The 13,003-nt window shown below is 72.0% G+C and carries 12 protein-coding genes; 11 read left to right on the top strand and 1 reads right to left on the bottom strand.

What is annotated here, in order from left to right; all coding sequences use genetic code 11:
• Window positions 1–62 precede the first annotated feature (62 nt).
• Window positions 63–1,304: an SUKH-3 domain-containing protein gene (locus AB0C15_RS18325; RefSeq protein WP_357353346.1), complete on the bottom strand. Its 1,242-nt coding sequence runs from the start codon at window positions 1,302–1,304 to the stop codon at window positions 63–65.
• Between the two features lie 79 nt (window positions 1,305–1,383).
• On the opposite strand from AB0C15_RS18325, the gene AB0C15_RS18330 reads away from it, so the two are divergent.
• The 11 genes from AB0C15_RS18330 to AB0C15_RS18380 all read left to right on the top strand — a co-directional run bounded on the left by AB0C15_RS18330 (window position 1,384) and on the right by AB0C15_RS18380 (window position 13,003).
• Window positions 1,384–1,806, top strand: a complete 423-nt coding sequence (locus AB0C15_RS18330) for a YbaB/EbfC family nucleoid-associated protein (protein ID WP_357353348.1) — start codon at window positions 1,384–1,386, stop codon at window positions 1,804–1,806.
• Window positions 1,803–2,135, top strand: a complete 333-nt coding sequence (locus AB0C15_RS18335) for a hypothetical protein (RefSeq protein WP_357353350.1) — start codon at window positions 1,803–1,805, stop codon at window positions 2,133–2,135. The genes AB0C15_RS18330 and AB0C15_RS18335 overlap by 4 nt, the downstream gene beginning before the upstream one ends.
• 16 nt (window positions 2,136–2,151) lie before the next feature.
• Window positions 2,152–6,261 (top strand): toxin glutamine deamidase domain-containing protein, encoded by a 4,110-nt coding sequence (locus AB0C15_RS18340; RefSeq protein ID WP_357353352.1) that lies wholly within the window; start codon window positions 2,152–2,154, stop codon window positions 6,259–6,261.
• A complete protein-coding gene (locus AB0C15_RS18345) occupies window positions 6,236–6,553 on the top strand; it encodes a hypothetical protein (RefSeq protein WP_357353354.1) in 318 nt (105 codons plus the stop codon). Before AB0C15_RS18340 ends, AB0C15_RS18345 begins: the two co-directional genes overlap by 26 nt.
• A gap of 164 nt (window positions 6,554–6,717) precedes the next feature.
• Window positions 6,718–6,981 (top strand): hypothetical protein, encoded by a 264-nt coding sequence (locus AB0C15_RS18350; protein WP_357353356.1) that lies wholly within the window; start codon window positions 6,718–6,720, stop codon window positions 6,979–6,981.
• Between the two features lie 80 nt (window positions 6,982–7,061).
• The gene (locus AB0C15_RS18355; protein WP_357353358.1) at window positions 7,062–7,754 is read left to right on the top strand and encodes an endonuclease V; all 693 of its coding nucleotides are present in this window, start codon (window positions 7,062–7,064) and stop codon (window positions 7,752–7,754) included.
• A 195-nt stretch (window positions 7,755–7,949) separates the two neighbouring features.
• A complete protein-coding gene (locus AB0C15_RS18360) occupies window positions 7,950–8,999 on the top strand; it encodes a hypothetical protein (protein ID WP_357353360.1) in 1,050 nt (349 codons plus the stop codon).
• A 70-nt stretch (window positions 9,000–9,069) separates the two neighbouring features.
• Window positions 9,070–10,455 (top strand): phosphomannomutase/phosphoglucomutase, encoded by a 1,386-nt coding sequence (locus AB0C15_RS18365; protein WP_357353362.1) that lies wholly within the window; start codon window positions 9,070–9,072, stop codon window positions 10,453–10,455.
• A gap of 94 nt (window positions 10,456–10,549) precedes the next feature.
• The gene (locus tag AB0C15_RS18370) at window positions 10,550–10,735 is read left to right on the top strand and encodes a Trm112 family protein (protein WP_030490836.1); all 186 of its coding nucleotides are present in this window, start codon (window positions 10,550–10,552) and stop codon (window positions 10,733–10,735) included.
• The gene (locus AB0C15_RS18375) at window positions 10,732–11,928 is read left to right on the top strand and encodes an SIS domain-containing protein (protein WP_357353365.1); all 1,197 of its coding nucleotides are present in this window, start codon (window positions 10,732–10,734) and stop codon (window positions 11,926–11,928) included. The genes AB0C15_RS18370 and AB0C15_RS18375 overlap by 4 nt, the downstream gene beginning before the upstream one ends.
• Before the next feature lie 67 nt (window positions 11,929–11,995).
• Window positions 11,996–13,003, top strand: coding sequence for a cation diffusion facilitator family transporter (locus AB0C15_RS18380; protein ID WP_357353367.1), 1,008 nt, complete (start codon window positions 11,996–11,998; stop codon window positions 13,001–13,003).

Below are 13,003 nucleotides of genomic sequence, written 5' to 3' on the forward strand. Positions count from 1 at the left end.
CGCTACCGAATTCGCGGCAGACAAGGGCCATCGCGACTGTTTCCGTTGACCGGCCTCGCGCCCTAGTCGGCCGACCAGGTGCCGTCGTCGCGGACCCGGGCCGGCGCGCGGCCGAGCAGCAGAGTGGTGAGCGCGGCGTCGAGGGTGTCGCCGAGGAACCACTCACCGGCCTGGTCGAGCGCGAAGACCCGCCCGCGCTCGTCCACCGCCAGGATGCTGTCCTGCTGCTCGGTGCCGATCGGAAAGAGGCGTACGCCGAGCACCGCGCCGAAGTCCGCGAGGGTGTCGGCGGTGTGGGCGACGGTGTGCGGGCGGATGTCGAAACGGGAGATCCACACCTGCTCGCCCCGGCCACGCCGCGCGCCGACCAGACTGGGGAACGCGGTGAGCGCCTCGACGGCGGCGGGGAAGACCTCGTGCTGGTGGTTGCGCCCCGGCACCGACGTGACGTCGCGGACGGCGGCGGCGGCCATGAGCTGGTCCCCGATGTGTGGTCGCCACCCGGCGGCGACCAGCGCGTTCGCGACCTCCGCCGGGAAGCGCCCCGGATCGGGGTCGGGTGCCTCCGGAGCGGTCCAGGTCTCGGTGTAGGCGCGGGCCGCCTCCGACAGGACGTTCGCCCGCACGAGGAAGTCGATGCACGAGTCGCAGGGCAGCTTGGCCGGCCCACCAGCGGGATCACCCGGCTCCCGGACTCGGAAGATCTCGAAGCGGGCGCCCTCCAGCAGCGCGGCTGCCTCGGCCCGACCCATCGGCGCGATGCCCTCGGCGGCGCGGCGGTGGTCGTACTCGTGCAGGACGTCGGAGACGACGATCAGCTCGGCGTGAGCCTCCCCGCCGCGAACCAGCTCGCCGGGCGGCAGACGGTGCAGATAGTCGCGCACCAGCGGGTGGTGGTTGAGCGGCACGTCGGCCTTCGTGCCCTGGGCCGTCCAGATCCGACCCTCGATGGTCAGGTGCGCGGCGGTGTTCGGGGTGGCACCCCGGTGGATCTCCCGGGCCAGCAGGCTCGACGGATCGACAGTGCGGGGAGCGGTCGGCCCGGCGGGTCGGCTGCGGCGGTACAGCTCCGCGACCACGCTGCTCGGCACCCGGGGCCAGGTGGTGACGGTGCCGGTCTGCTTGTCGATGACGCTCGTCGGCAGGTCACCCGGGACCGTCTTCACCTCGGTGGGCACCACGGACGTGATGACGTAACCCAGGTCGAACTCGTCGACCATCGCCGTGCACTCGTGGCCGAGGCGTTGCGAGTCACGGCGGGCCCAGGTGGCGGCGAGCTGCTCGGCCTGTTGACGGTCGATCACACATTGAAACTACCGGACTACACAGATCGATGGCAGCCGGTATCGTTTCGGTCTACCGACGGTGACGGGAGGGGCGGCGGTGGACGAACAGGCCGACCGGGGCGTCAATCGTGAGCTACGGGCCCGATTCGACGACGTCTATGGGCAATACCGGCAGCTCAGGTCCGGTTTGGACACTCTCCAGGCGCGGCTCGCCGCGCTGCGGGTGACCCGCCGGTCGGCCGACGGGCAGGTGACGGCGACCGTTGGCGCGCAGGGCCAGCTGATCGAGGTCGTGCTGACGCCGGCCGTCTACCGGGACCGGGACGCGGGCGCGCTCGGCCGAAAGATCACCGAAACGATCCGGGTCGCCGCGACCGCAGCCGCCGACGCCACCCGCGACCTCGTCGCCGAGAGCATGCCGGCCGGCTCCGGAGCGACGGACTTCCTCAAGACCGGCGACTACGCGGCGCTGCTCGGTCGGGCCGACGCCGTCCTCGGCAAGGGTGAGGCGACGGCATGACCGACGGGCAGCTCTGGCTTGATCCGTCCCGGGCCCGTCGGGGTGGTGCCGACCTGGCCCTCGCCGGTGAGGCGGTGACGGCCCGGCGTGCGTCGGAGGGCGGTGCGATCGAGGCCGCCAGCGGTGCCCGGCCCTGGGGTCGCGACGACATCGGTGCCGCCTTCGAGCGCAACTACCGTGGCTTCGAGCAGACCGTGCTGCGGGCCTGGGCCGGCGTCGGGCACCGCCTCACCGAGCTGGGCGGCGACGTGGTCGAGGCGGTCGACGCGAGCGTGCAGACCGACGGGGCCAGTGCCGCCCGGGTCGGTCGGGCCGCCGACCGGCGTTGACGGTTGGCGGTCGGCGATGAGCGTGCTGCCAAGTCCCATCCCGCACCCCCTGGACCACGCTCCGTGGGACGTGCCCGGCTGGATCTACGAGGCCCTCGACTGGGTGGTCGGCGTGCAGTGGCCGGAGGGCAACGAGCGGGCCGTCTGGGACGTCGCCGACAAGTGGTACGCAGTCGCCTCGGTGCTCGCCGGGCCGCACGCCGACGCGGCCGCGGCCGCCGTCGAGGTGCACAGCGGGTACGGCGGCGTCGGGGTTGTCGACGCGGCGTTCGAGGCGGCCTGGCGGGGGATCGCCGAGGGTGCCGACGCCCCGCTTCCCGTGTTGCTCGCGGTCACAGCCGACCTGGGCCGACTGGTCGAGGAGTGCGGTTGCGACATCGAGGGCGCCAAGCTGGAAGTCTGGATCGAGCTGGGCATCCTCGTCATCGAGCTGCTCACCGTGGCGGTGGCGGCCGTGCTGACCGCCGGTGCCGCCACCCCGGCCGCTGGCGCGGCGATCACCGCGACGCGGTTGCTGGTTCAACAGATCTTCAAGCGGCTGATGGGCCAACTGGCGAGCAAATCCCTCAGACACGGGCTCAAGGAGGCCGGCGAACGGGCCGCCAAGGAGGTCGCCCGCGGGGGCGCGCGCGGGTTCGCCAAGCGGGCCGCCCGGGAAGGGCTGGAGGAAGCCACCGAGGAGGCCGGGGTCACCCTGGCCACCCAGGCGTACCAGAACTCCACCGGGCGGGCACACGGCCTGGACCTGACCGATCTCGGCGCATCGGCGGTCGGTGGGCTGGCCGGCGGCGCGGTGGCGCCGATTGCCGGTCTGGGCCGGCACGCGACCGGGCGGGCCGCGAAGGTCGGTGAGCACCTGGGGCGGGAAATGACCGGCGAGGTGCTCGCCGAGAGCGCGGCGAGCCTGGCCACCGGTCAGGGCCTGACCTCGATGGAGGACGTGGCCCGCGCCGCCGCGTCCGGGGCCACCGGTTCGGCGACCGGCCAGACCGATCACGCGCTACGCGCCCGGCTCGACGCGCAGGCCAACGCGCTCGCCGGGGCATCGTTCGCAGGTCCCTCCCTGCCGTCCGTGCTGCCGGTCGCGGGGGATGCCGGGGCATCTCCCGCCCTGGGTGCGGCGTCTGCGGGAGCGGTCCCCTCTGCGGCGGCGGGTGCGTCCGCCGGGGCGGTCAGTGGCGGGGCTTCTGGCGGTCCGGTTGCGTCTGCTGGGGTCCCGACGGACGCCGTTGCCGCCTCGTCGAACCAGCTTGCCGCGCCGACGCCCCCGGTCATCGGGCAACAATCGGAGGTCGGTTCGGCGACTGCTGTCACCACCGATCCGCCCACCTCGTCACCGGCACTGGTCGGTGTGGCGTCCGACGTGGACGCTCTGGGGCGTTCGGCCGAGGCGACACCGTCGACGGACCGGCAGTTCGGCGCAGCGCCCCCGCTAACCGCCGACCCCACGCTCCCGGCAGCACCGGCCGCACCAACCACGTCAGGGTTGGCTGCCGACCCAACCACGTCCGGGTTGGCTGCCGACCCAACCACGTCCGGGTTGGCTGGCGGTCCGGCCTCGTCCGGGTTGGCTGGCGGTCCGGCCACGTCGGGGTTGGGTGCCGATCCGCGGCTATCGTCGGTGGGCGCGCCCGTGACCGGCCCACTGGAATCGAGCAGTGGGCCGGCTGCCACCGGCGTCTCCCCGGCGCACCCCGGCAGCTCGCCGCACGCCACCACCTACGGTCCTACCGCCTGGTCCCCGACGACCGGCCCCTCCGCGTCGACGATCACACCTGGCCCGGCGCCTGTCACCCTCGGCGCCCCCGTCACCACGAACGGCCCGCCGCCGGTCGCCGCCACCCCGCCGGCTGTGGGTCGGTTCGCCGTGCCATCCCGTATCCCGGCGCAGCGGACGCCCGCACCGGTGCGAGCCCCGGACCATCCGGCCCGGGGGAGGGCGTCGATGCCCGTCGACGTGGCAGCGTTCGGTGCCCCGTCGGTGCGCGAGCCCGACACCGACGACTCGTACGCGGCGCAGTGGGCCGCAGCGGCGGAGGCCGCCGAGCGGCGGCGCTACCAGGACCACTACGAATCACTGCGGCGCGGGTTCGAGACCAACCGCCGGCAGACCGAGGCCGCCCGACTGCGCGCCCGGGCCGTGGAGCACGATCGCCGAGCCGTCGAGTACGCCAGCTACGCCCGACAGCTGCACCAAGCCGGCAACCAGCAGTGGGCCGACGGCTGGCAGCGCGCCGCGAACGAGGAGTCTCGCGCGTACTCCGAGTGGCGTGACCTGGCAGACGCGGTGCTGGCCGGCACCACGGCCCCGTCGGTCGTGGACATCAGCGCCACCTTCGAGCACGCCAACCGGGACGTGGGCGCGCTCGCGCTCGGCGCGGTCGAGACCGCCGGCCCGTCCAGGCTCACCGGCGACGACGATCCGCCGCCGATCGACGACTCCCGGCCGTACGGCCAGCCGGGAGGACTCCGTCCACCGCTCGCCCTGCACCAGGTCGACGTCGAACGGCAGATGCCCCGCGATCCCGACGGCACCGTCACCCGCACCGCCGACCCGCGGCTGGGCGGCTGGTTCGGGCTCCTCAACGACGGCGGTCCCGCCGCCGACTCCACCCGCGGCATCAACTGCCTGGACTGCACGCTGTCGCTGTTCGAGACGTGGGTGCACGGGCGGCCGCGCGTGTCGGCGCCACGCACCTTCGACGGCTACCTGGACGGCGACATCCGGCGTCCCATCCGTGGCGAGGCAGGCGGCCCCGGCCGGGTCGAGGACGTGACCGGCGGGCGCTTCCAGCAACTCCTGGCCCCGGCGTCGGGCCCACCCATCGACGTCACGCACACGCGGCAGGCCGCCGACCGGGGCTACCGCAACCTGCACGACCAACTGCTGCTGGGCGGCCACGGCAGCTACTCGTTCCTGGTCACCGAGTGGGCGCACGGTGGTTCGCACGCCTGGGTGGCGCTCAACCAGCACGGCACGGTGCTCTACGTCGACCCGCAGAACGGCGTGGTCCGGGACCGGCCGCTCTACCCGGACGTGGTCGGGATCGACGCACTGGTGCTCAGCGGGGACGGCCGACCGATGCCGCTCGGCGGGCTGCCCCGGGGCCGGTTCAGCGAACGGCCCGACCTGCCAGACCACCCTCCGACGCAGGACGACGGCGGGCACGGCGACCCGTACATCAACAGGATGTACCTGCTGCTGGACGGGCCGGGCTCGGCTCCACGGTCGCCAGACGGGCCGGGAAGCGATCCAATCGCGGCGAGTGAGTTGGGTGATTCAGCCGGTGAGTTGGCGCAACTTACTGCCGGCGAGTTAGCGGCGCTGACGCAGCTTCGGCATCGCGCACTTGCGGTCGCCGATCGAGTCGAAGAGACTTTGACTCAGATCGGGCGCAGCGTGACAGAGGCCTTGGGTCTGCAAGAGCCGGTGCGGTTGCGAGACCGCGCCTCTCGCGTCAAGGGGCTTGGGTCTTTAGCACGAAAGTTCGTCGATGAGGCGCGCGGTCTCAACATCGGGGTCGACGAGTTCACGCAGACGGTGAACGACGTCCTACGGTTCCTGTTCGAGATGCCTCCGGGAGAGAGCTATCGGCGAGGTGTTCAATTAGTTCTCGCGGGCCTCGAAGAAGCGGGTTTCTCGGTCCCGCAGTCGGACCTCAAGAACTTCTGGCGGGCAGGCAACAGGTTCTATGGATTCAACTGCACCCTCCGCACCCCCGATGGGTTCCTCGTCGAGCTGCAGCTTCACACGCGCGACTCGCGCGAGGTGTGGATGCAGACTCACGACGACTACGAGATCCTGCGCCGAGTCTCCCGCCGTCCGGAGGAGCATGCGCACGCGTTTCTGCGGATGCTTGCCGCGAACCGTGGGTACCGGATGTCAGACTCCGTTCCGCCTGGCTTGGAGGACCTGTACCCGACCAAGGACGCAAGCTTTGCCAAGTGGCTGAGCAAGAACGGAGACGCTTGGCAGAAGTATCGGTCGTGGCTTGACCGTCAGGGTGTCAGCTTCTCGCAGGTGGTGCATGAGCTGGGTCTGAATTCCTCAGACTTCCCGATAGCAGCGGATGTCGTCGTCAAGTTGGAGAAAGAAATTGTTGACGTATTACGTGATCTACCGTAATGACGAGAGGCTTGGAGGCCCGGCCGGAATCTTCGTCATGGACGTAGGCACGGGCAACGCCATCCTTTGGGATCACCGCAGCGGACGCTGGGCCTTCGATCCGGCGCTGGTCGTGCGCTTTGTCAACGATGATAGGAACGTCGACCGCTTCGAGACCGTTGACCGGGCGATAGCCGAGAGAGTGGCTGAGACCGTCAGCGGGGGAAGCGCGCTGCCGGACGAGGGCGGCATTCGAGCCATGTTCGCACCCGGTGCCGGCGCCGGGGGTCCGCAGCCGGCCGGTCAGCAGTAATTCGGCGTACGAGCGGCAGAGAAGCGCTCCTTCGTGGATTACGCCAGCGGACCTTCGTCGTGTCGGAGGTGCAACTGTCGTACGCGCCGCGGCGCATCGCCTTCGGCGAGGAGGCGGCCGGTCGGGGCGGCTACGGCCTTGGCGGGGCCGAATAAGATCGACACATGGAGAGATCCGATACCCGCAGCGCCAGGTCCACTCTCTGGGCCTGGCCGGTTGGCCTCCTGATCGGCCTGGCGATCGGCATTCCGGTGTTCGGGGCGAAGGGCGGCGTGGCCTTCGGTGTCGCCCTCAGTGTCGCCTTCGCGCTCGGCCTGGGTGCGGTCAGGAGCCGGACCGGCGGCGACCCTGCCCGTGGTGGCCCGGACGGCAGGGCAGGGGCCGACGCCGACGCCCACACCGACGACGCCGCCGGCAGCCGAGGGTGATCGTCTCGGGTTCATTGAAGTCGGGGCATCCGCAAGCTTCGGATGGCCCGACTTCCGTGAACCCGAGTGGATCATGGAAAGTGCTGCGTGCTGGGAGCGCGCCGGGCAGTGTTGCCGAGGCGGTGGCCGTACAGGAGGAGTTGCGGCCGCTCGTGGACCTGGTCGGGCCGGGGCCGAGCGTGCCCGCGACGGTGGCCGGCCTGGATGTCGCGTACGCCGAGGGTGGCGACCTGCTGGCGGCGGCCGTGACGGTCCTGGATGCTCGGACGTTGGCCGTGGTGGACTCGGCGGTCGACGTGGGGCGGCCGGCGTTCGACTACGTGCCGGGGTTGTTCGCCTTCCGGGAGGTGCCCGCGCTGCTCGGTGCGCTCGATCGGCTGACCACGGTTCCGGACCTGCTGGTCTGCGACGGGCACGGGCTGGCCCATCCGCGCCGGTTCGGGCTCGCCTGCCATCTCGGGGTGGTCACCGGGTTGCCCACGATCGGGGTGGGGAAGACGCCGCTGGTCGGGACGTGGGTCCAACCGTCCGCCGAGCGGGGTTCCTGGTCGCCGTTGCGTGACGGCGGTGAGGTCGTCGGTCGGGTGCTGCGTACCCGGGACGGGGTGAAGCCGGTCTTCGTCAGCGTCGGCCACCGGATGAGCCTGGAGAACGCGACAGGGCAGGTGCTCGCGCTGACGCCGCGCTTTCGCCTGCCGGAGACGACCCGCACCGCCGATCGGCTCTGCCGCGACGCTCTCGCCGAGGCGGAGCGGGCCGAGGCCGAGGGCTGACCGGGCGGCCGCGACGAGCCGCTGACTGGTGGAACAGGCCGACGGATCGGCTGGTCGGTCAGGTCGACGGCAGGTCGTGGGGTGGCTGGTAAACCGTAACGCCGCACACATCCGGGCCGCTCTATAGCCGATGGGGTAGGTGGGCCGGTAGTAGCCTGACCCGCGGACCCCACCCGGGAGAACGGCGAGGTGATCATGACAGTGCGTCGACGCGTGGCACGGCTCGCGGCGGTCTGCGGTCTGGCGGGCGGCCTGGTGATGCTCGGTGCGTCGCCGGCCCTGGCCGATGAGGACTCGGTCCGGGTGGGTGCGGCCAGCAGCTTCGCCGCCGGTGGTTCCGCTCAGGGCGTGAACGTCGCGGTGCGCAAGCGCACCGACGGCTGCGTCCTGCTGCGTACCGCGCTGGGTTTCCGCCTGGACGGTCTTCAGCCGAACCAGGTGACGGTCCACGTCAACGCAGGTGGGCGCTGGTTCCCGGTGGCCGTCAGCGGTGGTGCTGGCAGCGTGGCGACCGCGCAGACGTCGCCGGCGAAGCCAACCCTGTGCAAGGGCAAGGGCATCACCGTGCGTTACCGGGTGGCGTTCGCCGCGGGCGCCCCGGGCGGCCGGCTCGTCGTCACGGGCGCGGGAGTCAGCGCCACCGGCCAGCAGTTGGGTCGGGCCACCGACACGGCTCGGCTGACCGGTGCGCGGGTCACGCCGTCGCCGACACCGTCGCGGTCGAAGACGCCGTCGCCCACCCCGAGCCCGACCGAGGTCGCGACAGTCGACGAGGCGGTGAACCCGGCGGCGCAGGGGGCGCTGTCCAGCGCGCCGAACACGACGCCGACCGCCGCCGAGTCCTCCGGAGGGGGATCGCCGGTGATGTACTTCGGCATCGTGCTGGTGGCGGTCGGGCTCCTGCTCATCGTGCTGCTGATCCGTCGCTCGCGGCAGGACCGCAAGCCGTCCGACGACGAGCCGGGCGCCCTGCCGGGCAACCCCGGCGGCACCACCTACCGGGCCGGGGGTGGGTTGCCGGCCGCGCCCGCTCGCCCCGGTCAGGTGTACGGCCAGCAGCCGCCGGCCGCCGGTCGGGGTACGGTGCCGACCCCGCGTCCCGCCACCGGCGGGGTCTACGGTGCCCGGCCGGACACGCCGGAGGCGACGCAGCCGATGCCGGGCCGGCCCGACGGTCGGCAGTCACCGGGTGAACCGCCCACCGACGGCAGCCACACCGTGTTCATTCCCCGGCTCCCCGGCTGAGCGGAGGACGGCCCGGCCGCTCCGTTAGGCTCAGGATCGGTGTCTAACCTGCGGCCAAGGAGTGGAACACGTGTCTGATCTGTCCCAGATCGTGAAGGCGTACGACGTTCGCGGGACGGTGCCGGACCAGTGGGACGAACGGGCCGCCGAGGCACTTGGTGCCGCCTTCACCCAACTGCTCAACTCCACCGACGAGCCGGGCGACGCGGTCGTCGTCGGCTACGACATGCGGGCCACCTCGCCCGGCCTGGCCGCAGCCTTCGCCGCTGGCGTACGCGCCGAGGGGCGCTCGGTGATCGAGATCGGTCTTGCCTCCACCGACCTGCTCTACTACGCCTCCGGTTCGCTCGACCTGCCCGGCGCGATGTTCACGGCCAGCCACAACCCGGCGCAGTACAACGGCATCAAGATGTGTCGTTCCGGCGCCCGCCCGATCGGCCAGGAGAGCGGTCTGGCCGAGATCCGGGAGCGCGCCCAGGCCCTCCTCGACTCGGGCGACGCCCGTCCGGCCGGCGCGCCGACCCGACCCGCCGAGCGGCGTGACCTGCTTCCCGACTACGCCGGCTACCTGCGCAAGCTGGTCGACCTCTCGGGCATCCGACCGTTGAAGGTGGTCGTCGACGCGGGCAACGGCATGGGTGGCTTCACCGTTCCGACGGTGCTCGGCGACGCGGCCCTGTCGGCGCTGCCGCTGGAGATCGTGCCGCTCTACTTCGAGTTGGACGGCAGCTTCCCCAACCACGAGGCCAACCCCCTGGACCCGGCGAACCTGGTCGACCTCCAGCGCGCGGTTGTCGAGCACGGGGCCGACATCGGGTTGGCCTTCGACGGTGACGCCGACAGGTGCTTCGTGGTGGACGAGCGGGGCGAGCCGGTCTCGCCGTCGGCGATCACCGCCCTGGTCGCCGCCCGGGAGTTGGCCAAGCACCCGGGTTCCACCGTCATTCACGGTCTGATCACGTCCAGCGCGGTCGCGGAGATCATCAGTGAGCACGGCGGCCAGCCGGTCGTCGCCCGGGTCGGGCACTCGTTCATCAAGGCCGAGATGGCCCGCACCAACGCCGTCTTCGGTGGCGAGCACTCCGCGCACTACTACTTCCGGGACTTCTGGTTCGCCGACACCGGGATGCTCGCGGCGATGCACACGTTGGCCGCGCTTGGCGAGCAGTCGCTGCCGCTGTCCGTGTTGGCAGGTGAGTACGAGCGGTACATCGCCTCCGGTGAGATCAACTCGACGGTGACCGACCAGGCGGCGGCGGTCGCCGAGGTGCGCGCCGCGTACCCCGACGCGGTCGCCGACGAGATGGACGGGCTCACTCTGCGTTTCCCCGATGGCGCCTGGTTCAACCTGCGCGCCTCCAACACGGAGCCGCTGCTGCGGCTCAACGTCGAGGCGCCCACCCGGGATCGGATGGTCTCGCTCCGGGACGACGTGCTCGACCGCGTTCGCCGATAAGATCGCCTGCGCCGGTCGGCACCGCCGCCGGTCAAGCCGCACACCCGGTCGGTACCGCCGCCGGTCAAGCCGCACACGTGGAAGGAGCCGTGCCATGGCCCTGGATCCGCAGTTGCTCGAGATCCTCGCCTGTCCGGACACGCACCACGCCCCGCTCACCTATGACGCCGAGGCGCAGACGTTGACCTGCACGGAGTGCGGTCGGATCTTCGAGGTCCGCGACGACGTGCCGGTCCTGCTGCTCGACGAGGCGCGCGGCGGCCCCGGACAGCCCTCATGATCGACGGTACGGCTGGGGTCAGCGGGCGGCGTGACCCCGACGAGGACCTGCTCGACGACCCGCAGGCGCTGTCCGAGGCCGACCCGGGCGGCATGCTCCGGCACACCGCCTCGGCCGGTGCCCAGGTCCGCGAGAGCGCCGCGCTGGCGGCCGAGGCGAACCTGGCGGTGCTCGCCGACGACGGGCGGCCCCGAGCCGTCGTGATCGCCGGCATCGGCACCGCCGGGCGTACCGGGGACGTGCTGGCCACGGTCGCCGGGCCGCGCTGCCCGGTCCCGATCATCGGGCACCGCTCCGCCGGCGTACCCGGTTGGGTGGGCGCGGCCGACGTGGTGATCGCGGTGAGCGCGTCCGGTCGTAGCCCGGAGGCGCTCGGCGCGGCCGAGGCGGCTCACCGGCGCGGTGCCCGACTGGTCGCCGTGGGCGCTCCGGACTCCCAGTTGCAGTCGATCGCCGAGCAGGCCCGGGCGCCGTTCATCCCGGTGCCCCGGCGTGCCCCGGCTCGGGCCAGCCTCTGGGCACTCACCGTGCCGGTTCTGCTCGCCGCCCGTTCCCTCGGGCTCGTCAAGGTCAACGAGGCGGACCTGGCGGAGACCGCGGCGCGGCTCGACGCGGACGCGGACCGCTGCCGGTCCGCCGCCGAGTCCTTCATCAACCCGGCGAAGTCACTGGCGCTGGGCCTGGCCGGTTCGATCCCCATCGTCTGGGGCTCATCCCCGCTGGCCACGGTGGCAGCTCGGCGGTTCGGCGACACCCTGTCGGCGAACGCCCGCTACCCGGTGGTCACCGGAGCGCTGGGTGAGGCCGGGCGAGGTCGCGTCGGGCTGCTCGACGGTGTCTTCGGCGGCCTGGCCGAGGGGGAGCGGGACATCTTCGCCGACCCGGCCGAGGACGACGGCGAGGGCACCCGGCTGCGGCTGGTGCTGCTGCGTGACGGAGGGCTCAACGCCGAGGACGACACCGACGAGCCGCTCGCCGTCGAGGAGCGCCGTGCGGACGCGGTGCAGACCCTCGCGGAGCGTCGTGGTGTGCGGTGCGACGTGGTGACCGCCGAGGGCGGCTCCGCCCTGGAGCGGCTGGCGTCGCTTGTCGCCGTCCCGGATTTCGCCTCGATCTACCTGGCGCTGGCCCACGGGCTGGACCCGATGGCCGTTCCGGCCATCACCGAGATGAAGGAGCTGTCGAACCAGTGAACGGACGTAGGGGGCGGCGCGTCATGCGCCGACCGGTCGGCTTCGCGCGGCGAAGCGGAGCGGCGGCATGAGCGCGAACGGCGGGACGAAGGCGATCGTCGCCGCCCTGCTGGCAAACGTCGGCATCGCCGCCACCAAGTTCATTGCGTTCCTGCTCTCCGGCTCGTCGTCGATGCTGGCCGAGGCGGTCCACTCGGTAGCCGACTCCGGCAACCAGGGCCTCCTGCTGCTCGGTGGCAAGCGGGCGAAGCGGGCGGCCACCCCGGAACACCCGTTCGGGTACGGCCGGGAGCGCTACATCTACGCGTTCATCGTGTCCATCGTGCTGTTCAGCATCGGTGGCCTGTTCGCGCTCTACGAGGCGTACCACAAGTGGGGCCACGAGGGCGGCATCGAGTCCTGGCACTGGCTGCCCGTGGTCGTGCTGGTGGTGGCGATCGTCCTGGAGTCGTTCTCGTTCCGGACCGCCATCAAGGAGTCCAACCACATCCGGGGCAAGCAGTCCTGGGTGCGTTTCATCCGTCGCGCCAAGGCGCCGGAGCTGCCGGTGGTGCTCCTGGAGGACTTCGGCGCGCTCATCGGTCTGGTGTTCGCGCTCTTCGGTGTCACCATGACGTTGATCACCGGCAACGGCCGGTGGGACGCCGCGGGCACCGCGATGATCGGCATCCTGCTCGTCGTCATCGCCATCGTGCTGGCCATCGAGACGAAGAGCCTGCTGCTCGGTGAGGGCGCCGAGGCGTCCGACCTGGCCGCCATCGAGCGGGCCGTCACCGACGGCTCCGAGGTGGAGCGGATCATCCACATGAAGACGCTCTACCTGGGGCCGGAAGAGCTGATGGTGGCCGCGAAGATCGCCGTTCCGGAGTGGGAGAGCGCCCACGACCTGGCCCGCGGCATCAACGCCGTGGAGGCGCGGATCCGCGCCGCGGTGCCGATCGCCCGGGTGATCTATCTGGAGCCGGACGTCTACAGCGCCGCCGCCGCGAAGGCCGGCACCGGATCCGCCGCCGACACCGCCGTGCCGCAGCCGCAGGACGCGTCGGGCGAGGCGGCCGGGCGGCCCGGGGGCTGA

It is taken from the genome of Micromonospora sp. NPDC048835 (assembly GCF_040649995.1).
GTDB lineage: Bacteria > Actinomycetota > Actinomycetes > Mycobacteriales > Micromonosporaceae > Micromonospora.

Bases quoted from the DNA above. Each gene is read 5' to 3' on its own strand.
- AB0C15_RS18335 (WP_357353350.1), top strand. From the start codon at position 1,803: ATGACCGACGGGCAGCTCTGGCTTGATCCGTCCCGGGCCCGTCGGGGT.
- AB0C15_RS18340 (WP_357353352.1), top strand. From the start codon at position 2,152: ATGAGCGTGCTGCCAAGTCCCATCCCGCACCCCCTGGACCACGCTCCG.
- AB0C15_RS18350 (WP_357353356.1), top strand. From the start codon at position 6,718: ATGGAGAGATCCGATACCCGCAGCGCCAGGTCCACTCTCTGGGCCTGG.
- AB0C15_RS18360 (WP_357353360.1), top strand. From the start codon at position 7,950: ATGACAGTGCGTCGACGCGTGGCACGGCTCGCGGCGGTCTGCGGTCTG.
- AB0C15_RS18370 (WP_030490836.1), top strand. From the start codon at position 10,550: ATGGCCCTGGATCCGCAGTTGCTCGAGATCCTCGCCTGTCCGGACACG.
- AB0C15_RS18375 (WP_357353365.1), top strand. From the start codon at position 10,732: ATGATCGACGGTACGGCTGGGGTCAGCGGGCGGCGTGACCCCGACGAG.
- AB0C15_RS18380 (WP_357353367.1), top strand. From the start codon at position 11,996: ATGAGCGCGAACGGCGGGACGAAGGCGATCGTCGCCGCCCTGCTGGCA.